Here is a 23,332-nt window from a genome sequence, read left to right as displayed (position 1 = left end):
AAAGCTAGCACGCGGCCCGTGGTTGCTCCGCGCCGCCCGCCCGGAAATGATTTTGGATCGATCAATCCAAAACGTGCTAACGTGCCGTCATGGCACGACCGAGGATGTTCGACGAGGACCGCGCCCTGGACGGGGCCCTGCGCCTCTTCTGGGAGAACGGGTACGAGGCCACCTCCACCCAGGAGTTGTGCGAGGCCACCGGCCTCGGCCGCAGCAGCATCTACAACACCTTCTCCAGCAAGCACGCCCTGTTCGTACGGGCGCTGGCGCGCTATCTCGACGCGATGGCCGACCGTCAGGCCCGGCTCCTGGACGATCCGGCCCGGCCGGTGGGCGCCCGCCTGCGGGACCTTCTCGCCTCCGTCGTCGACACGGAGGAGGCCAACCGCCGAGAGGGCCGGGGGATCGGCTGCTTCGGCGTCAACAGCAGTGCGGAGCTGGCGGGTCGGGACCCCGAGGTCGGCGCACTCCTCCGGCGTGACCTGGAGCGGCGGCACGCCGACCTGAGCGGCGCCCTCGCGGCCGGGCAGCGTGCCGGGGAGGTGTCCCGGGCGCGCGAGGCGGCCGCGTACGCGTCCTACCTCAACGCGGTCATCGCCGGTATGCGCGTCTCCGCCCAGAACGGGGCCGACCGCGCCACGCTCGAGGCGGTCGCCGAGGCCGCCCTGGACGCGCTCGCCCCCTGACGGCTGCCGCCCCGGGCCCGTCGGCCCTGACTCCTGTCCGGATTTTGTACTGAACTATCCAAAACGAAGGGTGACACCATGCCACGTGCCGTGTACGTGCTGGCCCTCGGCATCTTCGCCATGGTGACCAGCGAGTTCGCCGTCGCCGGTCTCATGCCTCCCATGGCGGAGGGCCTGCAGGTGACCATCCCGCAGATCGGCTACCTCATCACCGCCTTCGCCGTCGCCATGGCCGTCGGCGGCCCCTTCCTGACCGTCGCCGTCATGAAACTGCGGCCCAAGCCCGCGCTGCTCGTCCTGTTCGCCGTCTTCCTCGCCGGCAACGCGCTGGCGGCGACCGCGACCGGCTACGGCGCCATGCTGACCGCCCGCGTCATCACCGGCGTCGCCTCCCAGGCGTTCTTCGGCGTCGCCATCTCCGTCTGCTCCGCCCTCACCCGCCAGGAGATCCGCGGCCGGGCCATCGCCGTGGTCATGAACGGCCTCATGCTCGGCACCCTCCTCGGCCTGCCCATGGCCACCTTCGTCGGGGGCCGTCTGGGCTGGCGCGCCGCCTTCTGGGCCATCACGGCGCTCGCCCTGATCGCCGCCCTCGTCACCGCCGCCGGCGTGCCGAGGCTCGACCGGCCCGCCGGCACCACCGGAACCGTCCGCGAGGAGATCCGGGTCTTCCGGAAGCCACGGCTGTGGCTGGTGCTCTCCACGAGCACCTTCATCATCGGTGCCACCTTCGCCGCCTTCAGCTACTTCACCCCGATCCTCACCGAGGTCAGCGGTTTCGACGCGAGCACCGTCCCGCTCCTGCTGATCGCCTACGGAGCCGCCACCGTCATCGGCAACACCGCCGTCGGCCGGCTCGCCGACCGGCACACCGTCGCGGTCCAGGCCGCCGGCCTCGGGCTCAACGTCCTGTTCCTGGCGGCCTTCGCCCTCCTCGCCGACGTGGGGGCCGCGGCCGTGGCCCTCATGGTGGGCGTCGGCCTGGTCGGGGTCACCATGAACCCGGCGATGGCGCTCCGCGTCCAGCGCACCGGAAACTCCGGCCCCCTGGTCAACACCGTCCACTCCTCCTTCATCACCCTCGGCGTGATCCTCGGGTCCTTCCTGGGCGGGGTCTTCGTCGCGCACTTCGGCCTGCGCGCGCCGCTCTGGCTCGGCGCCGCCCTGGCGGTGCTGGGCCTGCTCACCCTTCTTCCCGAAGGCGGTCGCCGCGGGCGGGCGGAGGCCGTGCGGCCCTCCGGTCCCGGTGCCGCCGCGGACGCTCCGGTCCCGGTGAGCGTCACCACGTTCGGTGAGGCCTGACGCGCCAGCCGGGCGAACGGCACCGGGGGCGGCACGGGCGCCCCGCCCCCGGTGCCGTTCGCCCGAAAAGCGCAGGTCAGGGTGATTGTCAGTGGGGGGTTGCACGATGGGCACATACGGCCACAGCGCCGTCACACGACGACAGGAGGCTCGTCATGGCCAGCCCTTCCGCTGCCGCGTCCCGGCGCCGCCCGAGCGGCCACCCTGCCCCCGCACAGCTCGGACCCGCGTCCGACGTCCACCCCGTGTCCCGCCGCGACTCCGCCCCGCCCGCCGCCCTCGACCTGCTCGCCAAGGCCCGCGCGGGGCTCGCCGAGGCCGCCGCCCTCGACCGGCCCCACGAGCGGTACGCCACCGCGCACCTCGCCGCCCTGCGGGCAGCCGCCGCGGTGCTCGCCGCCCGGGCCAGGCCCCAGCCCCCGGCCGCCCGCAAGCGGCAGCGCATACGGAGCGCCTGGGAACTGCTCCCCGAACTCGCGCCCGAGCTCACCGAGTGGAGCGCCCTCTTCGCCTCCGGCGCCGAGCGGCGCGCCCGCGCCGAGGCCGGCATCGCCACCGCCGTCGGCCGGCGCGACGCCGACGACCTGCTCAGGGACGCCGCCCACTTCCTCCGCCTGGTCGAGCGGCTCCTCGCGCTCCGGCCGGTGCTGCCCCGCCAGGGCGCCCCCGGCGAGGCGGCCGGATGATCCACCGAGGACGGCCGAGGCCATAGGGTGGGGACGTCCGTACCCGTCACCGAGGAGTCAAAAGCCGTGCCGGACCCTTCCCCTGTCTTCGGCCGAGAGGCGTCGTCGCGCCCCTCGCGCGCCTCTCTGCGGACCGCCGTCGTCTGGGACGTCCTCCAGGACGCCCTGGACCGCCGTGCCAAGGCCACCGGGAAGGACAGCCTCGATGTCCTCGACACCGGCGGCGGCTCCGGCAACTTCGCGGTGCCGGTGGCCCGCCTCGGGCACCGGGTCACCGTCGTGGACCCCAGCCCCAACGCCCTCTTCGCGCTGGAGCGCCGGGCCGCCGAGGCCGGGGTCGCCGACCGGGTCACCGGCGTCCAGGGCGACATTCGCGGCCTTTTCGACGTGGTCGGGCGCGAGGGCTACGACGCGGTGCTCTGCCACGGCGTCCTCGAGTACGTGGACGACCCCGCCGAGGGCGTACGGAACGCGGCCGCCGCGCTCCGGCCCGGCGGCAGCCTCAGCCTGCTCGCCGCCGGACTCGGCGGTGCCGTCCTCGCCCGCGCCCTCGCCGGCCACTTCACCGAGGCCCGGACCGCGCTCGCCGACCCGGCCGGCCGCTGGGGCGCCGGTGACCCCGTGCCCCGGCGCTTCACCGCCGATCAGCTCACCGAGCTGGCCGCCGAGGCCGGGCTGAGCGTCGGCGCCGTCCACGGCGTCCGGGTCTTCGCCGACCTGGTCCCCGGCGTCCTCGTCGACACCGAGCCCGGCGCGACGGAGGCCCTGCTCAAGCTGGAGGCCGCCGCGGCCGAGCTGCCCTCCTTCCACGCCATCGCCACTCAGCTCCACCTCCTCGGCGAGAAGCAGGCCTGACCCCGGACCCTCGTTGCCGCCGCCGGACGGGCACCCGTCCGGCGGTGGGGGCGCCGCCCCCGCGAGGAGTACGCCACAGGCCGCCCGATCAGGGGTCCGGCCCCGTATGATCGAGGCACACCATCCGGCATGACGGACAAGGGGCTGGGGAATCAACGCTTCAGCAACCGATCCGCATGGCGGCCCGGATTGGCTTTTCGGCATTGTGGGCGGGTTTCACGGGGGCGATTCCCTGCCTATCCTGAAAGGGCCGCATACCGGTCGCCCCCGCGACCGACGACTAGGAGGACTCCGTGCCGCTCTCGGAGCACGAGCAGCGAATGCTCGAGCAGATGGAGCGAGCGCTGTACGCCGAAGATCCCAAGTTCGCGACAGCGCTCGAGGGAAGCGGACTGCGTACGTACACCCGGCGACGGGTCTACCAGGCAGTCGCCGGCTTCCTGGTGGGTATCGCGCTCCTCATGGCCGGAATGGTCGCACAGCAGATCTGGATCAGCGTGGTGGGATTCCTCGTCATGCTGGGCTGCGCGGTCCTGGCGGTCACCGGATGGCGCAAGGCGCCCAAGCCGGGTGAGCAGCAGGCCGGTGGAGGAGTGGCGGCCGGAGGCCGTCAGACCCGGCAGCGACGCTCCATGATGAACCGTATCGAGGAGCGGTGGCAGCGCCGCCGTGACGAACAGCAGGGCGGCGGCCACTGACGCCCCCCTGAGCGGCAGCCCCGCACCCCAGCACCTCGAGCCCCGTGGCTCCCGCGCCGTCCGGCGCGAGGCCCACGGGGCTCGACGTGTTTTTCCGGCCGAGCGCACCCGGGCCCGCGGCACGGCGAGCCCGGTCGGAGGGGAGACGGCTCGCCCGGCGGTTCCCGGGACGGACCGCCGTCCGTCCCGGGCGTCGAGCCGGACCGGACCGGCCTGGCGGGGCCCGGGGCGGGCGCCCGGGGGCCCTGCGCGGGCACGATTCACGGCGCCGCCGCGCGTCGTGACCCGCGGGCCACGACGCCCCCCGCGGGCCCCCGCCCGCCCCGCTCTCAGCCGGCCTCGCGGGACCCGCGGCGCAGCAGCGCGAGCGGGGCCGCCACGGCCGCGTCCCGGCGGGTCGACCAGGCCGTCGAGACCCCCGCCCGGCGTTCGGCCAGGGCCCACCGCAGACGGGCCGCCGAGCGCGGGGCCAGGAGCGCGCGGGCGCGGGCGCGCCGGCCGGCCGCGGCGTGGAAGGCGGCGCGGACGCGGGCCGCGTCCTCCGAGAGACCCGGCGTGGGGCGGGGCGACGGGGCGTAGAGGGTCTCCTCCACGGCCCCCGCCACGCGGTGCACCGCCTCGGCGGCCTCGCCCGCCAGCTCGCCCCGGGAGACGATCCGCGCCGCCGTGCCCCGCGGGGTGCGCGACTCGTCCGGCTCGATCCCGTAGTCCCAGGCGGTGTCGTTGACCTCCGCCCAGACCGCCAGCGTCCGTGCCGCCACCGCCGAGGGATCCCGAGCCCCCGACCCCCCGAGCCGGTGCGCCCGCAGGCGCGCGCGCCAGAGCGCCGGCAGCAGGGGCAGCGCCAGAACCAGCAGGACCGCGGCGCCGATCAGGACCCCGTCCCACCAGTCCGTACCGCCACCGCCCGGGGAAGCGGCTCCGGCCGCCACGTCCGGGCCGCACTCGCCCAGGCGGCGCAGCTGCGCCGGGCAGCTCTCCGAGGCGCTCGGCGCGACCGACGGCCGCTCCGAGGCGCTCTGCCGCGGCTGCGGCACGTCGGTCGCCGTGCCCGACGGCCTCTCGGGCCGGGTGTAGTCGGGGGCCGAGCCCCGCGACGGCGTCGGCTCGAACCGGGTCCAGCCCACGCCCTCGAAGTACAGCTCGGGCCAGGCGTGCGCGTCCCGGATGCCGACCGAGACGGAGCCGTCGCTCTGCGGGGTGCCGGGCATGAAGCCGACGGCCACCCGCGCGGGGATGCCCAGGGTGCGGGCCATCGCCGCCATGGAGAAGGAGAAGTGGACGCAGAAGCCCTGCTTGTCGCGGAGGAAGCGGGAGATCGCCTGCACCCCGGTCCCGGAGTCGACGTTCACCTCGTACCGGAAGCCGCCGTCCCGCGCGAACCACTCCTGGAGCTTCACCGCCTGCTCGTAGTCGCTCCGCGCGCCCCGGGTGATCCGCAGCGCCGTCGCCCGCACGTCGGCCGGCAGCGACTCGGGCACCTTGGTGTACTCCCGGCGCAGCTTCTCCGGCGCGGCACCGGCCCCGGCCAGCAGGTCCGCCGTCGGCCGCACGTCGAGGCTGGTCACCTGGTAGCGGACGCCACCGGTGGTCTGCTTGTTGTCGCCGACGATCGTCCGGCCGGCCGGCTCGTACCGCCACCGCCCGTCGATGTCGATCTTCGCCACCGGGTACGGCATCGGCAGCCACTTGTCCCGGTACGCCTCCGAGGCGACGAAGTTGGTCGTCACCTCGGTCGACGGCACACCCTGGGCGAGCCCCTCGGGGAAGGGCAGCAGCCGCGGCACGTCCTCGATCGGGCGGACCGACGACTTCCACGAGGCCCCGTCGAACTGGTCGAGCGAGACCAGCCGCAGGTACAGGTCGCCGATGTCACGGCTGTTGGTCCGGTAGCGCAGGACCTCCCGGTCCTGCGGCTGGCGCAGGTTGTCCTGGAGGGCGACCAGCGGGTTGACCGCCGAGATGGTGCCGCCCTGCCCGTCACCCGAACCGGCCCCCTCACCGGCGCCGCCGAGCAGACCGCCGCCGAGGCCGGGCAGCACCAGCGGCACCGCGAGGGCGAGCCCCATCGCCACGGCCCCGATCCGCCGCCCGGTCCGCACCGGCGCGAACGCCGGGCCGCCACCGGAGGCCGGCGCCGTCCGCCGGCCGGGCCGTTGCGGACCGCCGAAGACCCGCCCCCACTGGGAGAGCCGGTCGCGGCTCTCCGCGAGGAGCAGCAGCAGATAGCCCGAGGCGGCCAGCAGGAACCACAGGTGCCCGGCCCCGCCGCCGGAGAGCCCCGCGGCCACCGAGTACAGCGCCAGCAGCGGCAGGCCCGCCGGGGCGGCCCGCCGGAAGGTGACGGCGAGGGCGTCCACCAGGAGCCCGATCACCACCACACCGCCCACCAGCATCAGCCGGATGCCCTCGGTGTCCGGTGCCGGGGCCGCGTACCGCCCGACGTCCTCGGCGCCCGACCGGAACAGCTCCACGGCGTGCGCGAAGACCTCCGGCCCGGGGATCACCCCCAGCAGGGCCTGCTCGCGGGCGAAGGCCACGGTCAGCGCCAGCAGCGCGACGACCGCCTGCGCGGTGACCGTCAGCGGCCGGGCCAGCGGCACCCGGCGCGCCAGCACGCCCGCCCCGCTGACCAGGCCGAGCACCAGGGCCGCCGTGAAGATCCAGGTCACCGGCCGCACCAGCGGAAGGAGCGCCCCGGCCGCCGTGAGGGTGGCGGCCCAGGCGGCCGGCGTGAGGCGCGTACGCCCGCTCATGACCGACCCCCGTAGCTCTGCGCCGTCTCGGGGCGGCCCCCGGCCGCTTTCCGCCACACCTCGGCGATCCGCGCCCCCGGCGGCACGGCGACCGCCGTCCAGCCCGCCTCGCGCAGCTGCCGCAGCCGGTCCCGGGCCGCCTCGCCGGTCCCGGGCGGCGTACCGCCGCCGGAGCCGTACGCCTGCCAGCTGCCGGAGTCGAGGACGAACGCGACGGCCGCGCCGGCGCGCGCCCGCATCCGCCCCACCAGAGCCGCCTGCCGTTCGTCGAGGTCGCCGAGGAAGGCGACCAGGAGCCCCTCGCCGGAGCGCAGCGCCTCCGAGGCGCGGGACAGTCCGGCGCCCTCGGAGTGGCCCACGACCGCGAGGGTGTCCATCATGAGCCCGGCCGCTTCCGCCGCGTCCTGCCCGGAACCGCCGAAGCCGTCCCCGCCGTCGCCGGGCGCGGAGCTGCCGGTGTCCGTGACCAGCCGGACGGCGTACCCGCGCTCCAGCATGTGCGTCAGGACGGAGGCCGCCCCGGACACCGCCCACTCGAAGGCCGCGTCGGGCCCCGCGCCCCGGTAGGCGACCTGGCGGGTGTCCAGGAGCACCGTGCACCGGGCGCGCTGCGGCTGCTCCTCGCCGCGCACCATCAGCTCGCCGTAGCGGGCGGTGGAGCGCCAGTGCACCCGGCGCAGGTCGTCACCGTGCCGGTAGGCGCGCGGGATGACGTCGTCGTCCCCGGCGAGCGCCAGCGAACGCCGCCGGCCCTCGCCCTGTCCCACCGCCTCCCCGGAGAGCGCCACCGGAGGCAGTGGTTCCGTCCGGGGTACGACGGTGAGGGTGTCGTACGCGCTGAAGGAGCGGGTCAGCTCGCACATCCCGAAGGGGTCGCCGAGCCGCAGCTGGAGCGGGCCGAGCGGGAACCGGCCGCGCAGGTCGGAGCGGACCCGGTACGACACCTCGCGCCGCCCGCCCGCCTCGACCCGGTCCAGGACGAAGCGGGGGCGGGACCCCAGCGTGTACGGCACGTGGTCCTGGAGCATGAGCAGGCCGGTGGGCAGCTTCGAGGCGTTCTCCATCCGCAGCTGCACCCGGGCCTCGGAACCGGCCGCCACCCGCTGGGGCGTCAGCCGCCGCGAGGTCGCGACCCGGTAGCGGGTGCGGTGCAGCACCAGGACGCAGAGGACCGGCAGCACGGCGAGGAGCAGCCCCACCCGCAGCAGGTCGGCCTGGCCGAGGACGTACGCGCAGACGGCGGCGGCCACCCCGGCGGCGAGGAAGGACCGGCCGCGGGTGGTCAGACCGCCGAAGGAGGCCCGCAGCCCGCCCCGGTCGTCCTCGTCCCGCTGCCCGGCGCGCACGGCAGCGGTCGTCATCACAGCCGCCGGGCGCCGGGCTGCGGCTGCCCGAAGCCGGGCGCGGCCGGCGGGGCCGTGGCCGGGACGGGGGTGCGCTGGAGGATGTCGAGGACGACCTGCTCGGAGGTACGGCGGTTCAGCTGCGCCTGCGCCGTCGGCAGGAGCCGGTGCGCCAGGACCGGCACGGCGAGCGCCTGCAGGTCGTCGGGCAGCACGTACTCGCGTCCGGACAGGGCCGCCGAGGCCTTGGCGGCCCGCAGCAGGTGGAGCGTGGCCCGCGGGGAGGCGCCCAGCCGCAGGTCGGGGTGGGTGCGGGTGGCGGAGACGATGTCGACGGCGTACCGGCGCACGGCGTCGGCCACGTGCACCGCGCGCACCGCCTCGATCAGCTTCAGCACGTCGTGCGCGTGCGCGACCGGCCGGAGGTCGTCCAGCGGGGAGACCGAGCCGTGCACGTCGAGCATCTGCAGCTCGGCCTCCGGGCTCGGGTAGCCGATGGACACCCGGGCCATGAACCGGTCCCGCTGCGCCTCGGGCAGCGGATAGGTGCCCTCCATCTCCACCGGGTTCTGGGTGGCGACGACCATGAACGGGCTCGGCAGCTCGTACGTCTGCCCGTCCACGGTCACCTGCCGCTCCTCCATGGACTCCAGGAGCGCGGACTGCGTCTTCGGCGAGGCGCGGTTGATCTCGTCGCCGATGACGACCTGGGCGAAGATCGCGCCCGGCTTGAACTCGAAGTCCCGCCGCTGCTGGTCGAAGATCGACACGCCCGTCACGTCCGAGGGCAGCAGGTCGGGCGTGAACTGGATGCGGCGCACCGAACAGTCGATGGACCGGGCCAGCGTCTTGGCGAGCATGGTCTTGCCGACGCCGGGGACGTCCTCGATGAGGAGGTGCCCCTCGGCGAGCAGTACGGTCAGCGAGAGCCGTACGACCTCGGGCTTGCCCTCGATCACACTCTCCACCGATCTGCGGACACGCTCCGCGGTGGTGGTCAGATCAGTGAGGCTCGCTCGATCGTCATAGGTCGTCACCCGGCCCTCCTCGGCCTTGCAGGAACACCGACACCTGCCCCCGCCGGAGCCCGTCCGGGCGGTCTGCGGGGGGTGTCACCCGAGCATTCTTGTTGGCGTGGCCGGGTTGTGTCACTCGCCTGTGGACAAGTGCGGAGGAGATGCCGGGGTTTGCGCCGGTTTCGCGGGCGTTACGCCTGGTCGGCCGGGCCCAGCCGCCCGGCTTTCAGGCCGGGTCGACCTCGCGCAGCAGACCGGTCGTCACGTCGAACACGAAGCCGCGGACGTCGTCGGTGTACGGGAGGAAGGGGGAGGTCCGCACCCGCCGCATCGACTGCCGGACGTCCTGCTCGACGTCGCGGAAGGCCTCGACGGCCCAGGCCGGCCGCTGCCCGACCTCCATCTCCAGCTCGTGCCGGAACTCCTCCGTGAGGGTCTCCAGACCGCAGCCGGTGTGGTGGATCAGCACCACGCTGCGGGTGCCCAGGGCGCGCTGGCTGATGGTGAGGGAGCGGATCACGTCGTCCGTGACCACCCCGCCGGCGTTACGGATGGTGTGGCAGTCGCCGAGTTCCAGGCCGAGCGCCGCGTGCAGGTCGAGCCGGGCGTCCATGCAGGCGACCACGGCGACGCCGAGGACGGGCCGGGCGTCCATGCCGGGGTCGGCGAACGCCGCGGCGTACCGCTCGTTGGCCGCGACGAGGCGGTCCGTGACGGTGGAGTCGCCGGCCAGGACGACGGAGGAGGAGTGCGCGGAGGGCGTCATGCTCCCGACGGTAGGGGGCACGGCCCCGGGCGGGCGCCTGTGAGGGCGGACAAAGAACCCCGACCGCCCTTGGTGTGAGCCACCCCACAGGCCGGGGAGGGCGCCTCCGGAAGGGTGGCGTCCACCCGCCCCCGCGGCTCTCCGCGACGCGCCAGCCGGTTGATTGACCGGCGGGGCCCGTGGACTAAAGTGACGCGGAGTTCACGGAGACATCGAGCGATTTCCGCGGTTTCTCCCCCGTGTGTGCGGCGGTACCTACGGCTCGGCATCCTCCCGCTCGGCGGTACGTGCCTCCGCGCCGGATCTGAGAGGGCGCATTGAGCAACGACCGACACGTCCCGGTGATGCTCCAGCGGTGCCTGGACATGTTGGCCCCCGCCCTCCAGCGCCCCGGCGCGGTCGTCGTCGACTGCACCCTGGGTCTCGGCGGACACAGCGAGGCGCTGCTCCGTTCCTTCCCCGAGGCGCGGCTCGTCGCCCTCGACCGGGACAAGGAGGCGCTGCGGCTCTCCGGCGAGCGGCTCGCCCCGTACGGGGAGCGCGCCACCCTCGTCCACGCCGTGTACGACGAGCTGCCCGAGGTCCTCGACCGGCTCGGCCTCCCGAAGGTGGACGGCGTCCTCTTCGACCTGGGCGTCTCCTCCATGCAGCTGGACGAGGCCGACCGCGGTTTCGCCTACGCGCAGGACGCCCCGCTCGACATGCGCATGGACCAGACGACCGGCATCGGCGCCGCCGAGGTCCTCAACACCTACCCGGCCGGGGAACTCGTCCGCATCCTGCGCGCGTACGGCGAGGAGAAGCAGGCCAAGCGGATCGTCTCGGCCATCGTCCGCGAGCGCGAGAAGGAACCGTTCACCAACAGCGCCCGGCTCGTCGAGCTGATCCGCGACTCCCTTCCGCAGGCCGCCAAGCGCACCGGCGGCAATCCGGCCAAGCGGACCTTCCAGGCCCTGCGCATCGAGGTCAACGGCGAGCTGTCGGTCCTGGAGCGGGCCGTTCCGGCCGCCGTGAAGGCCCTCGCCGTGGGCGGCCGCATCGCCGTCCTCTCGTACCACTCCCTGGAGGACCGGCTGGTCAAGCAGGTCTTCGCGGCCGGCGCGGCGACCACCGCGCCGCCCGGCCTGCCGGTCGTCCCGGAGAAGTACCAGCCCCGGCTCAAGCTCCTCACCCGGGGCGCCGAACTCCCCACCGAAGAAGAGGTGGCCGAGAACCGCCGCGCCGCGCCGGCCCGGCTCCGCGGGGCCGAGCGCATCCGGGAGGACGTGCTGTGAGCCCGGCGAAGGGGCCGCTCAAAGGGCGGGCCGCGCGGCTCGGGCGGCTCATGCCGTCGGGGCCCAGCTCGGCCGCCCGCACCCCCTTCGTCCTGCTGGTCGTGGTCCTGCTCGGCGGCGGGCTCATCAGCCTGCTCCTGCTGAACTCGGCGCTCAACCAGGGCTCCTTCAAACTGCGCGAGCTCAAGGACCGCACCACCGAGCTCACCGACGAGGAGCAGGCGCTCCAGCGGGACGTGGACGCCCACGCCGCCCCCGACGCCCTGGAGAGGGCCGCCCGCCGGCTCGGCATGGTGCCGGGCGGCAGCCCCGCCTTCCTCGGGCCCGACGGCAAGGTGCTGGGCGTGCCCTCCGCGGCCCCCTCCCCGGAGCCGAGCCCCACGCCCGTCCCGGCCCCGCCCACGGAACCTCCGGCGGCGCCGCCCGCCACGTCCGTCGCCGGGACCGACCCCGCGCCGACCGACCAGCTCCAGCAGCAGTCCGCCCTGGACACGTCCGTCGCCGGGACCGACCCCGCGCGGACGGACGCCGCCTCCGAGGCGGACCCCGCCGCCGGTACCGCGGCCGACACGACGGCGTCCGGCGCGACCGTGCCCCCGACCACCCTCCCCACGACCTCCGGCAGGTGACCGAGCAGTGCCGTCCCAGGAGCCCCCGCGCCGCCGCGTCCCCGGCCCCGCCCGGCCCGCCCGCCCCCGGCCCGCCTCCGCCGGAGCCCGCAGCGCCCGCCCCGCGCCCCGCCCGGGCACCCGGCGCCCCGCGCCCCGCCCGCCCGCCCGGAAACCCCGCACCATCAAGCTCGGCAGCCCCCGGCCCCGGTTGCGGCTGATCTCCGTCGGCCTGACCCTCGTCATGCTCGTCTTCGTGGGGCGCCTGCTCCAGGTGCAGGCCGTGCACGCCGACGCGTACGCCGCCAAGGCCGCCGCGTACCGCTACCAGGAGTACACGCTGTCCGCCGAACGCGGTGAGATCACCGACCGCAACGGCATCGCGCTGGCCTCCAGCGTCGACGCGTACGACATCACCGCCGACCCGAAACTCTTCACGCCCGAGGAGAGCAAGGTCCCCGACGCCCCCGAGCAGGCCGCCGCCCTCCTCGCCCCGCTCCTCGGCAAGGAACCCGCCGAGATCGCCAAGAAGCTGCGCACCCCCAAGTCCCGCTACACCCTGCTGGCCCGCAAGCAGACCCCGCAGGTCTGGAACCAGATCAGGGACCTCAAGAGGGTGTACGGCCAGAAGGCCCAGGAACCCGGCGGCACCAAGGTGAACCTGCTCGGCGGCATCCTCAGCGAGCCCAGCAGCAAGCGCGTCTACCCCAACGGTGAACTCGCCGCCGGGATACTGGGATACGTCAACGCCGAGGGCCGCGGCGCCGGCGGCGTGGAGTCCATGCTCGACGGCGAACTCGCCGGCAAGGACGGCAAGATCCGCTTCACCCAGTCCAACGGCCGCCAGGTGCCCACCGCCGGCTCCCAGGGCACGCCCGCCGTCCCCGGTTCCGACGTCGAACTCACCATCGACCGCGACATCCAGTGGGCCGCCCAGCGGGCCATCACCGAACAGGTCCGCAAGTCCAAGGCCGACCGCGGCTACGTCATCGTGCAGGACACCCGCACCGGCGAGGTCCTCGCCATGGCCAACGCCCCCGGCTTCGACCCCAACGACCTCTCCGCCGCCAACTCCGCCTCCATGGGCAACGCGGCCCTTCAGGACGCCTACGAACCCGGCTCCACCAGCAAGGTCATGTCCATGGCCGCGGTCCTGGAGGAGGGCAAGGCGGCCCCCGACACGCACGTCGTCGTCCCCAACCGGCTCCACCGCGGCGACCGGCTGTTCAAGGACGACGTCGACCACATCACCTGGTACCTGACCCTCAACGGCGTCCTCGCCAAGTCCAGCAACATCGGCACCATCCTCGCCACCGGCCAGCTCGGCGCCACCCAGGCCGAGTCCAACCGGATCCTCGACTCCTACCTGCGCAAGTTCGGCATCGGCAGCCCCACCGGCCTGGACTACCCGGGGGAGACCTCCGGCATCCTCGCCAAGCCCGAGAAGTGGTCCACCTCCCAGCAGTACACGATCCCCTTCGGCCAGGGCCTCTCCGTCAACGCCATGCAGGCCGCCTCCGTCTACTCGACCATCGCCAACGGGGGCGTACGCGTCGAACCGAGCCTCGTGCGCGGCACCAAGGGCCCCGACGGCCGCTTCACCCCGGCCCCCGAGCCCGCCAAGACCCGCGTCGTCAGCGAGAAGACCGCCCGGACCCTCGCCGAGATGCTGGAGTCCGTCGTCGACGACCGCGAGGGCACCGGTACCCGCGCCGCCATCCCCGGCTACCGCGTGGCCGGAAAGACCGGTACCGCCAACCGGGTCGACCCCGAACTCGGCCGCTACAAGGGCTACACCGCCTCCTTCGCCGGCTTCGCCCCCGCCGACGCCCCCCGCGTCACCGTCTACTGCGCCATCCAGAACCCCACCAAGGGCAGCTACTTCGGCGGCCAGATCTGCGGACCGATCTACAAGAAGGTCATGGAGTTCGCCCTCAAGACCCTCCACGTGGCCCCCACCGGCCGCGAGGCCCCCCGACTGCCCGTCACCTTCGACCCCACCCCGTGACACCCCGTGACACTCCGGGAGCACCAGTGACAACGATCACCCCCCGTTCCGGGAACCGGAAATCGAACTCCGGCGACGCCCCGGGCTCATTTAGCCCCGCAGAGGGTGCGCCCGGTACGCTCACCGCCGTGCCACACGCTGATCAGTACCGAACCACCCCACCCCGGCCGCGGCAGGCCCGCCCGACACCCCTGGGCGAGCTGGCCGCACGGCTGGGCGTCGAGACGCCCGGCGCGGTCGCGGTGTCGGGGATCACCCACGACTCGCGGGCGGTGCGCCCCGGCGACGTGTACGCGGCGCTGCCCGGCGCCCGCGCCCACGGCGCCGACTTCGTCGCCCAGGCCGCGGACCTCGGCGCCGCCGCGATCCTCACCGACCCGGCCGGCGCCGAACGCGCCGCCGCGACCGGCCTGCCGGTCCTGGTCGTGGAGAACCCGCGCGGCCACATGGGCGAACTCGCCGCCGAGATCTACGGACGCCCCGGTGAGGGCCTCCTCCAGATCGGCATCACGGGCACCTCCGGCAAGACGACCACCGCCTACCTCGTCGAAGGCGGTCTGCGCGGCTCCGGCCGGCGCACCGGCCTGGTCGGCACCGTCGAGATGCGGATCGGCGACGAGCGCATCAAGTCGGAGCGGACCACCCCCGAGGCCACCGACCTCCAGGCCCTCTTCGCCGTCATGCGCGAACGGGGCGTCGAGGCCGTCGCCATGGAGGTCTCCAGCCACGCCCTCGTGCTCGGCCGGGTCGACGGCTGCGTCTTCGACGTCGCCGTCTTCAACAACCTCAGCCCGGAACACATGGAGTTCCACTCCGACATGGAGGACTACTACCGGGCCAAGGCGAGCCTCTTCACCCCCGAGCGCAGCCGGATCGGCGTCGTGAACGCCGACGACGAGTACGGCCGCCGTCTCGCGAAGGAGGCGACCGTCCCGGTCGTCACCTTCTCCGCGGAGGGCCGCGCCGACGCCGACTGGCGCGCCGAGGACCTCGTCCTCGGCTCCCACACCTCGACGTTCACCGCCGTCGGCCCCGGAGGCGAGCGGATCGCCGCCACCGCCCCGCTGCCCGGCCCGTTCAACGTCGCCAACACCCTCGCGGCCGTCGCGACCCTCGCCACCGCCGGCCTGGACCCCAAGGCCGCGGCCGACGGCGTCGCGGCCGTCCCCGGCGTCCCCGGCCGGCTGGAGCGCGTCGAGGCCGGCCAGCCGTACCTCGCCGTCGTCGACTACGCCCACAAGACCGACGCCGTCGAATCGGTCCTCCGCTCCCTGCGCGAGGTCACCGAGGGCCGGCTGCACGTGGTCATCGGCTGCGGCGGCGACCGGGACACCACCAAACGCGGCCCGATGGGCGCCGCCGCGGCGCGGCTCGCCGACACGGCCGTGCTGACCTCCGACAACCCCCGCTCCGAGGACCCCCTCGCGATCCTCACCACGATGCTCGCGGGCGCCGCCGAGGTGCCCGCCGGGGAGCGCGGCGAGGTCCTCGTCCTCGCGGACCGCGCCGCCGCCATCGCGGCCGCCGTGGCCCGCGCGAAGCCCGGCGACACCGTCCTCGTCGCCGGCAAGGGCCACGAGCAGGGCCAGGAGACGGCCGGCGTGGTCCGGCCCTTCGACGACCGCGAGGTCCTGCGCGCCGCGATCCTCGACCAGAACGCCCAAGCCGCTCCGCCGGCCGGCGGAGCCACCGCCAGCCACCAGAACAGTCAGGGATGAAGCAGTGATCGCCCTCTCCCTCGCCGAGATCGCCGAAATCGTCGGCGGGCAGGCGCACGACATACCGGATCCGGCCGCCCGGATCACCGGGCCCGTCGTCATCGACTCCCGTGAGGTGCGGGACGGCAGTCTCTTCGCCGCCTTCGCCGGGGAGCGTGTCGACGGCCACGACTACGCGCAGCGCGCCGTCGAGGCGGGCGCGGCGGCGGTGCTCGCCGCCCGCCCCGTCGGCGTGCCCGCGATCGTCGTGGACGACGTCCAGGCCGCGCTCGGAGCCCTCGCCCGCGCGGTCGTGAAGCGCCTCGGCACCGATGTCGTCGCCCTCACCGGCTCGGCCGGCAAGACCTCCACCAAGGACCTGATCGCCCAGGTCCTCGAACGGCACGCGCCGACCGTGTGGACGCCCGGCTCGCTGAACAACGAGATCGGCCTGCCGCTCACCGCGCTCACGGCCACCGACGAGACCCGGCACCTCGTCCTGGAGATGGGTGCCCGCGGCATCGGCCACATCCGCTACCTCACGGAGCTCACCCCGCCCCGTATCGGCCTCGTCCTCAACGTGGGCAGCGCCCACATCGGGGAGTTCGGCGGCCGGGAGCAGATCGCCCAGGCCAAGGGCGAACTCGTCGAGTCCCTCCCGTCCGCCGAGGACGGCGGCGTGGCGGTCCTCAACGCCGACGACCCGCTCGTCCGCGCCATGGCGAGCCGCACCAAGGCGCGCGTGACCCTCTTCGGCGAAGCGGACGAAGCGGCCGTACGGGCCGAGAACGTCCGCCTCACCGCGACCGGACAGCCCGCTTTCCGCCTTCACACACCCACCGGGTGCAGCGACGTGACCTTGCGCCTGTACGGTGAGCACCACGTGTCGAACGCGCTCGCAGCGGCCGCCGTCGCGCACGAGCTGGGCATGCCTGCCGAGGAGATCGCCACCGCGCTCTCCGAGGCCGGTTCCCTGTCGCGCTGGCGCATGGAGGTCACCGAGCGTCCGGACGGCGTGACGATCGTCAACGACGCCTACAACGCGAACCCCGAGTCCATGCGAGCCGCCCTGCGCGCGCTCGCGGCCATGGGCCGGGCCGCACAGGCCCAGGGGGGTCGTACGTGGGCGGTGCTCGGCAAGATGGCCGAGCTCGGCGACGCCTCGCTGGCCGAGCACGACGCGGTCGGACGGCTCGCCGTCCGGCTCAACGTCAGCAAGCTCGTCGCGGTCGGGGACAGGGAAGCGTCCTGGCTGCAACTGGGCGCATATAACGAGGGTTCGTGGGGTGAGGAGTCGGTGCACGTGTCCGACGCGCAGGCGGCTGTCGACCTGTTGCGCAGTGAGCTGCGCCCGGGGGACGTCGTCCTTGTGAAGGCATCCAGGTCGGTCGGTCTCGAGCAGGTCGCGCTGGCGCTGCTCGACACCGAGGGTGAGGTCGCCGGCCGATGAGGCAGATCCTCTTCGCGGGGGCCATCGGTCTCTTCCTGACCCTGATCGGCACCCCGCTGCTCATCAAGCTGCTCGCCCGCAAGGGATACGGCCAGTTCATCCGGGACGACGGCCCGCGCGGCCACCTGGGGAAGAAGGGCACGCCCACCATGGGCGGCATCTCCTTCATCCTCGCCACGCTCATCGCGTACGCCCTGGCGAAGGTCATCACCGGCGAGGACCCGACGTACTCGGGCGTCCTCGTGCTGTTCCTGATGGCCGGCATGGGGCTCGTCGGCTTCCTCGACGACTACATCAAGATCGTCAAGCAGCGGTCGCTCGGCCTGCGGGCCAAGGCGAAGATGGCCGGCCAGCTGATCGTGGGCATCGCCTTCGCGGTGCTCTCGCTCCAGTTCGCCGACCTGCGCGGGCTCACCCCGGCCTCCACGAAGCTCTCGTTCATCACGGACTTCGGCTGGTCGATCGGCCCGGTGCTGTTCGTGGTCTGGGCCCTCTTCATGATCCTGGCCATGTCCAACGGCGTGAACCTGACGGACGGTCTGGACGGCCTGGCGACCGGCGCCTCGGTGATGGTCTTCGGCGCCTACACGTTCATCGGGCTCTGGCAGTTCCAGGAGTCCTGCGCCAACGCGATGGACCTCACCAACCCCAACGCCTGTTTCGAGGTCCGCGACCCGCTCGACCTCGCGGTCGTGGCCTCCGCCCTCATGGGCGCCTGTTTCGGCTTCCTGTGGTGGAACACCTCGCCCGCCAAGATCTTCATGGGTGACACCGGCTCGCTGGCCCTCGGCGGCGCGCTCGCCGGCCTCGCCATCTGCTCCCGCACGGAGCTCCTGCTGGCCCTGCTCGGCGGCCTCTTCGTCCTGATCACCATGTCCGTGGTCATCCAGGTCGGATCGTTCCGCATGACCGGCAAGCGGGTCTTCCGGATGGCCCCCCTCCAGCACCACTTCGAACTCAAGGGGTGGTCCGAGGTCCTGGTCGTCGTCCGGTTCTGGATCATCCAGGGCATGTGCGTCATCGTCGGCCTCGGTCTCTTCTACGCGGGATGGGCATCCGAAAAGTGAGCGAACAGCTGGACTGGCAGGGCAAGCACGTCACCGTCGCGGGACTCGGCGTCTCCGGTATCCCGGCCGCCCGTGTCCTGCACGGCCGCGGCGCCGTCGTGACGGTGGTCAACGACGGCGACGACGAGCGCTCCCGGGCGCAGGCCGCCGAACTGGAGGCGGAGGGCATCACCGTCCGCCTCGGGGACGGGGCGACCCTGCCGTCCGGCACCGAGCTCCTCGTCACCACCCCCGGCTGGCGGCCGGACAAGCCGATCTTCGCGGCCGCCGCCGAGGCCGGTGTGGAGGTCTGGGGCGACGTCGAGCTGGCCTGGCGCCTGCGCGGGCCGGGGGCGGCCCCCTGGCTCGCGGTCACCGGCACCAACGGCAAGACCACGACCACCCGGATGCTCGCCTCCATCCTCGAGGCGGCGGGCCTGCGCACCGCCGCCGTCGGCAACATCGGCGTCTCCCTCCTCGACGCGGTGCTCGGCGAGGAGGAGTACGACGTGCTCGCCGTCGAGCTCTCCAGCTACCAGCTCCACTGGGCGCCGTCCGTGCGCGCCCACTCGGCCGTCGTGCTCAACCTGGCGCCCGACCACCTCGACTGGCACGGCTCCATGGAGGCGTACGCCGCCGACAAGGGCCGGATCTACGAGGGCAACCAGGTCGCCTGCGTCTACAACACGGCCGACAAGGCCACCGAGGACCTGGTCCGCGAGGCCGACGTCGAGGAGGGCTGCCGCGCGATCGGCTTCACCCTCGGCACCCCGGGCCTCTCCGAACTCGGCGTGGTCGAGGGCATCCTCGTCGACCGGGCCTTCGTGGAGAACCGGCAGAAGCAGGCCCAGGAGCTGGCCGAGGTCTCCGACGTCCGCCCCCCGGCCCCGCACAACATCGCCAACGCGCTGGCCGCGGCGGCCCTCGCCCGGGCCTTCGGCGTGGAGGCCAGGGCCGTACGGGAGGGCCTGCGGGCCTTCCGGCCCGACCCGCACCGCATCGAGCTGGTGGAGGAGGTCGAGGGCGTCACGTACGTGGACGACTCCAAGGCCACCAACACCCACGCCGCGGAAGCCTCGTTGGCGGCCTACGACCCGATCGTCTGGATCGCCGGCGGCCTCGCCAAGGGCGCCACCTTCGACGAGCTGGTCCAGAAGTCGGCGAAGCGCTTGCGCGGGGCCGTGCTGATGGGCGCCGACCGGGCCCTCATCCGCGAGGCCCTGGCGCGACACGCCCCGGAGGTCCCGGTGGTGGACCTCGACCGGACCGACACTGGTGCGATGTCCGAGGCGGTCCGGGAGGCGGCCCGGCTGGCCCGCCCCGGGGACACCGTCCTCCTCGCCCCGGCCTGTGCCTCGATGGACATGTTCACCAACTACAACAAGCGGGGCGAGGCCTTCGCGGACGCGGTCCGCGCCCTCGCCGCCACCGGGCCCGCCTGATCCGACCAGCGGGGTCCGGCCGGGCCGGGCACGACCGGAGGGGACAGCGAGCATGCCGAGCAAGATCGCCGGGACGCGCCGGCCTTCCGCCGCACGCGGCGGAGGCCGGGCGCCCGCACCCCCGCGGCGGGGCCGCGGCGGAGGTGTGCGGCGGCTGTACGAGCGGGCGCGACGGGCCTGGGACCGACCCCTCACCGCGTACTACGTGATCATCGGCGCGGGGCTCCTCATCACCGCGCTCGGCCTCGTCATGGTCTACTCGGCCTCGATGATCAAGGCGCTCACCTTCGACCTGGCGCCCTCCTACTTCTTCCGGAAGCAGCTGTTCGCCGCGCTGCTCGGCACCGGGCTGCTCCTGATCGCCTCCCGGATGCCGGTGAAGCTGCACCGGGCGCTGGCCTACCCGATCCTGGCCGGCGCCGTCTTCCTGATGGTGCTGGTGCAGATCCCGGGGATAGGGCACTCCGTCGGCGGCAACCAGAACTGGATCTCCCTGGGCGGGCCGTTCATGCTCCAGCCCAGCGAGTTCGGCAAGCTGGGACTGATCCTGTGGGGGGCGGACCTGCTCGCCCGGAAACAGGACATGAAGCTGCTCACCCAGTGGAAACACATGCTGGTGCCGCTCGTCCCGGGCGCCTTCCTGCTGCTCGGGCTCATCATGCTCGGCGGCGACATGGGCACCGCGATCATCCTCACCGCGATCCTCTTCGGCCTGCTGTGGACGGCCGGCGCGCCCACCCGCCTCTTCGTCGGAGTGCTCACGGTGGCCGGCGCGATCGGCGTGCTCCTCATCAAGACGAGCGCGAACCGGATGAAGCGCTTCGACTGCATCGGCGCCACGGACCCCGGCGGGGAGGGAGCCCCCTGCCTCCAGGCCGCGCACGGCATCTATGCTCTGGCCTCGGGTGGATGGTTCGGTTCCGGCCTCGGTGCGAGTGTGGAAAAATGGGGTCAACTGCCCGAAGCGCACACGGACTTCATCTTCGCCGTCACCGGTGAGGAACTGGGTCTGGCGGGGACGCTGTCGGTGCTGGCCCTCTTCGCGGCCCTAGGCTATGCGGGTATCCGCGTGGCCGGACGCACGGAGGACCCCTTCGTGAGGTTTGCCGCGGGAGGCGTGACCACCTGGATCACGGCCCAGGCCGTGATCAACGTCGGTGCGGTGCTCGGCCTGCTGCCGATCGCCGGAGTCCCGCTCCCGCTGTTCTCGTACGGGGGGTCGGCCCTGCTGCCGACCATGTTCGCCGTCGGGCTCCTGATCGCCTTCGCGCGACAGGAACCCGCCGCGAAAGCGGCCCTGGCCATGCGCCGCCCCGGCTGGGGCAGACGGGCCGGGGTGAGATGGAAGTCGATGCGACGGCGCGTCAAGAAGCGCCCGTCCGGAGAGCGGTGAATTTCGGTGCATGTCGTACTCGCCGGTGGGGGGACCGCCGGCCACATCGAGCCCGCGCTCGCCCTCGCGGACGCCCTGCGCAGGCAGGACCCCACCGTGGGCATCACGGCGCTGGGCACGGAGAAGGGTCTGGAGACCCGGCTCGTCCCCGAGCGGGGCTACGAGTTGGCGCTCATCCCCGCCGTACCGCTGCCCCGCAAACCCACCCCCGAGCTGATCACCGTCCCGGGACGGCTCCGCGGCACCATCAAGGCCGCCGAGCAGGTCCTGGAGCGCACCAGGGCGGACTGTGTGGTCGGCTTCGGCGGCTATGTGGCGCTGCCCGGCTATCTCGCCGCCAAGCGGCTCGGTGTGCCGATCGTGGTCCACGAGGCCAATGCCCGGCCCGGCCTCGCCAACAAGATCGGCTCGCGGTACGCGGCCGGGGTCGCCGTCGCCACGCCCGACAGCAAGCTGCGCAACGCCCGCTACATCGGCATCCCGCTGCGCCACACCATCGCGACCCTCGACCGGGCCCGGGTGCGGCCCGAGGCGCGCGCCGCCTTCGGCCTCGACCCCAACCTGCCCACCCTGCTGGTCTCCGGCGGCTCGCAGGGCGCCCGGCGGCTCAACGAGGTCATCCAGCAGATCGCCCCGGTGCTCCAGCGCTCCGGCATCCAGATCCTGCACGCGGTCGGCCCGAAGAACGAACTGCCGCGTGTCGACAACATGCCCGGAATGCCGCCCTACGTACCGGTACCGTACGTGGACCGGATGGACCTCGCGTACGCCGCGGCCGACATGATGCTCTGCCGCGCGGGCGCGATGACCGTCGCCGAGCTCTCCGCCGTCGGGCTGCCCGCCGCCTACGTCCCGCTGCCCATCGGCAACGGCGAACAGCGGCTCAACGCCCAGCCGGTGGTCAAGGCGGGCGGCGGACTTCTCGTGGACGACGCGGAGCTGACGCCGCAGTGGGTGCAGGGCAACGTCCTGCCCGTGCTGGCCGACCCGCACCGGCTGTACGAGATGTCCCGCGCCGCGGCCGAGTTCGGCCGCCGGGACGCCGACGACCTGCTCGTCGGCATGGTGTACGAGGCGATCGCCGCCCGCCGGCAGGCGTAGCGGCGCACTGAGGGCAGGAGAGCGCCAGGTGGCAGCCGGACCGACGACCGCCGAGAAGAACGGCACGGGCAAGCCCAGGAGGGCGTCGGAGCGGCCGCCGGGGCCGGGGGAGCGGGGCGGCGGTGCCCGCTTCCCCCGCCTCCGGGTGCTGCTGATCGCGGTCGGCGGCCTGGCGCTCACCGCCGGGGTGGTCTGGGCGCTGTACGGCTCCAGCTGGTTCCGTGTGGAAGATGTGAAGACTTCCGGCACCCGCGTCCTGACTCCGCGCCAGGTGGAGGCCGTCGCCGCCGTCCCGGTCGGCGCCCCGCTCCTCTCCGTCGACACCGATGCCATCGAGGCGCGGCTCAGGAAGGAATTGCCGCGCATCGACGCGGTCGAGGTCGCACGCTCCTGGCCGCACGGAATCGGTCTGAAGGTGACGGAACGGCAGCCGGTTCTTCTGATGGAAAAGGGCGGAAAGTTCACCGAAGTCGACAAGAACGGCGTTCGGTACGCCACCGTACCCACCGCGCCCCGCGGCGTGCCCCGGCTCGACCTGGCCCCGGCGGCCTCGCCCGCCCTGCGCCGTTTCGGCCCCGACCGGCTCCTCCGGGAGGCCGTCCGGGTGCGGGGCGAACTCCCCGAGCGCATCGCCCGCGACACCCGGGTCGTCCGGGTGACCTCGTACGACTCCGTCACCCTGGAGTTGGCCGGCGGCCGCACCGTGCTCTGGGGCAGCTCCGAACACGGCGCCGCCAAGGCCCGGGTGCTGACCGCTCTGATGAAGGCGGCGCCCAAAGCGGGGCACTTCGATGTAAGTGCCCCCACGGCCCCTGCCGCGTCGGGAAGTTGACGGCCATCACCGCTGGCCAGCACCCTGGTTGGCCACCGCTACGGGTGATCACATAGGGTGAAAAGAAAAACGGGAGGTTCGGCGTGTTCGTTGAACGCGCGCCACTTGTCGACTTAGTGTCCTGTCCGGAAGAGTCCAGCGAACAGAGACACTGGTAACCCTAAACTTGAACGTTAGGGTTTGGGTCGGCGTTTCGGACCGTCCCAATCGGCATCCGTCGTCGCGGCGCCCACCAACGCGAAGCGGCGACACGTAACTCGAGGCGAGAGGCCTTCGACGTGGCAGCACCGCAGAACTACCTCGCAGTCATCAAGGTCATCGGTGTCGGCGGCGGTGGTGTCAATGCCATCAACCGAATGATCGAGGTCGGTCT

Annotated in this window: 19 protein-coding genes; 15 read left to right on the top strand and 4 right to left on the bottom strand. The window is 73.5% G+C overall.

Features of this window, described 5'->3' with window-relative positions:
• The first annotated feature begins 89 nt into the window (after positions 1-89).
• The 5 genes from RIF68_RS02505 to RIF68_RS02485 all read left to right on the top strand — a co-directional run bounded on the left by RIF68_RS02505 (position 90) and on the right by RIF68_RS02485 (position 4,227).
• Positions 90-686, top strand: coding sequence for a helix-turn-helix domain-containing protein (locus RIF68_RS02505; protein ID WP_309049423.1), 597 nt, complete (start codon positions 90-92; stop codon positions 684-686).
• Positions 687-764: 78 nt separating this feature from the next.
• Positions 765-1,988 carry an MFS transporter gene (locus RIF68_RS02500; protein WP_309049422.1) on the top strand — a complete coding sequence of 408 codons (1,224 nt, stop codon included), beginning with the start codon at positions 765-767 and terminating at the stop codon, positions 1,986-1,988.
• 155 nt (positions 1,989-2,143) lie between these two features.
• Positions 2,144-2,674 (top strand): SAV_6107 family HEPN domain-containing protein, encoded by a 531-nt coding sequence (locus RIF68_RS02495; protein ID WP_309049421.1) that lies wholly within the window; start codon positions 2,144-2,146, stop codon positions 2,672-2,674.
• Between the two features lie 66 nt (positions 2,675-2,740).
• Positions 2,741-3,529: a methyltransferase gene (locus tag RIF68_RS02490; RefSeq protein WP_309049420.1), complete on the top strand. Its 789-nt coding sequence runs from the start codon at positions 2,741-2,743 to the stop codon at positions 3,527-3,529.
• A gap of 293 nt (positions 3,530-3,822) precedes the next feature.
• Positions 3,823-4,227, top strand: coding sequence for a DUF3040 domain-containing protein (locus RIF68_RS02485; protein WP_309049419.1), 405 nt, complete (start codon positions 3,823-3,825; stop codon positions 4,225-4,227).
• Positions 4,228-4,556: 329 nt separating this feature from the next.
• On the opposite strand, the gene RIF68_RS02480 is transcribed toward RIF68_RS02485, so the two are convergent.
• The 4 genes from RIF68_RS02480 to RIF68_RS02465 form a co-directional block, all read right to left on the bottom strand.
• On the bottom strand, positions 4,557-6,983 hold the full coding sequence (locus RIF68_RS02480; RefSeq protein WP_309049418.1) for a DUF3488 and transglutaminase-like domain-containing protein: 2,427 nt from the start codon (positions 6,981-6,983) through the stop codon (positions 4,557-4,559).
• Positions 6,980-8,344 carry a DUF58 domain-containing protein gene (locus RIF68_RS02475; protein WP_309049417.1) on the bottom strand — a complete coding sequence of 455 codons (1,365 nt, stop codon included), beginning with the start codon at positions 8,342-8,344 and terminating at the stop codon, positions 6,980-6,982. The genes RIF68_RS02480 and RIF68_RS02475 overlap by 4 nt, the downstream gene beginning before the upstream one ends.
• Positions 8,344-9,363 (bottom strand): MoxR family ATPase, encoded by a 1,020-nt coding sequence (locus RIF68_RS02470; protein WP_309049416.1) that lies wholly within the window; start codon positions 9,361-9,363, stop codon positions 8,344-8,346. Before RIF68_RS02470 ends, RIF68_RS02475 begins: the two co-directional genes overlap by 1 nt.
• 205 nt (positions 9,364-9,568) lie before the next feature.
• On the bottom strand, positions 9,569-10,108 hold the full coding sequence (locus RIF68_RS02465) for a carbonic anhydrase (protein ID WP_309049415.1): 540 nt from the start codon (positions 10,106-10,108) through the stop codon (positions 9,569-9,571).
• Positions 10,109-10,425: 317 nt separating this feature from the next.
• On the opposite strand from RIF68_RS02465, the gene rsmH reads away from it, so the two are divergent.
• The 10 genes from rsmH to RIF68_RS02415 are packed head-to-tail and all read left to right on the top strand — an operon-like array spanning position 10,426 to position 22,959.
• Positions 10,426-11,382, top strand: coding sequence for a 16S rRNA (cytosine(1402)-N(4))-methyltransferase RsmH (gene rsmH / locus RIF68_RS02460; protein WP_309049414.1), 957 nt, complete (start codon positions 10,426-10,428; stop codon positions 11,380-11,382).
• Entirely contained in the window at positions 11,379-12,011 is a 633-nt protein-coding gene (locus RIF68_RS02455) for a hypothetical protein (protein ID WP_309049413.1), read from the top strand. Before rsmH ends, RIF68_RS02455 begins: the two co-directional genes overlap by 4 nt.
• A 7-nt stretch (positions 12,012-12,018) precedes the next feature.
• Positions 12,019-13,998, top strand: coding sequence for a penicillin-binding protein 2 (locus RIF68_RS02450; RefSeq protein WP_309049412.1), 1,980 nt, complete (start codon positions 12,019-12,021; stop codon positions 13,996-13,998).
• A 26-nt stretch (positions 13,999-14,024) separates the two neighbouring features.
• Positions 14,025-15,716, top strand: coding sequence for a UDP-N-acetylmuramoyl-L-alanyl-D-glutamate--2,6-diaminopimelate ligase (locus RIF68_RS02445; protein ID WP_375165664.1), 1,692 nt, complete (start codon positions 14,025-14,027; stop codon positions 15,714-15,716).
• A 4-nt stretch (positions 15,717-15,720) separates the two neighbouring features.
• A complete protein-coding gene (gene murF / locus RIF68_RS02440) occupies positions 15,721-17,145 on the top strand; it encodes a UDP-N-acetylmuramoyl-tripeptide--D-alanyl-D-alanine ligase (RefSeq protein WP_309049410.1) in 1,425 nt (474 codons plus the stop codon).
• Positions 17,142-18,212: a phospho-N-acetylmuramoyl-pentapeptide-transferase gene (gene mraY / locus RIF68_RS02435; protein WP_309049409.1), complete on the top strand. Its 1,071-nt coding sequence runs from the start codon at positions 17,142-17,144 to the stop codon at positions 18,210-18,212. The genes murF and mraY overlap by 4 nt, the downstream gene beginning before the upstream one ends.
• Positions 18,194-19,633, top strand: coding sequence for a UDP-N-acetylmuramoyl-L-alanine--D-glutamate ligase (gene murD / locus RIF68_RS02430; RefSeq protein WP_309049408.1), 1,440 nt, complete (start codon positions 18,194-18,196; stop codon positions 19,631-19,633). The genes mraY and murD overlap by 19 nt, the downstream gene beginning before the upstream one ends.
• Positions 19,634-19,685: 52 nt before the next feature.
• Positions 19,686-21,026: a putative lipid II flippase FtsW gene (gene ftsW, locus RIF68_RS02425; protein ID WP_309049407.1), complete on the top strand. Its 1,341-nt coding sequence runs from the start codon at positions 19,686-19,688 to the stop codon at positions 21,024-21,026.
• Positions 21,027-21,032: 6 nt separating this feature from the next.
• Positions 21,033-22,127 carry an undecaprenyldiphospho-muramoylpentapeptide beta-N-acetylglucosaminyltransferase gene (gene murG / locus RIF68_RS02420; RefSeq protein WP_309049406.1) on the top strand — a complete coding sequence of 365 codons (1,095 nt, stop codon included), beginning with the start codon at positions 21,033-21,035 and terminating at the stop codon, positions 22,125-22,127.
• A gap of 28 nt (positions 22,128-22,155) precedes the next feature.
• On the top strand, positions 22,156-22,959 hold the full coding sequence (locus tag RIF68_RS02415) for an FtsQ-type POTRA domain-containing protein (protein ID WP_309049405.1): 804 nt from the start codon (positions 22,156-22,158) through the stop codon (positions 22,957-22,959).
• Positions 22,960-23,332 lie beyond the last annotated feature (373 nt).

It is taken from the genome of Streptomyces sp., assembly GCF_031178505.1.
In the GTDB taxonomy this organism is placed as follows: domain Bacteria; phylum Actinomycetota; class Actinomycetes; order Streptomycetales; family Streptomycetaceae; genus Streptomyces; species Streptomyces gulbargensis.
Note: the sequence above shows the minus strand (reverse complement) of the source record. Positions and strands in the feature narration are given on the sequence as shown.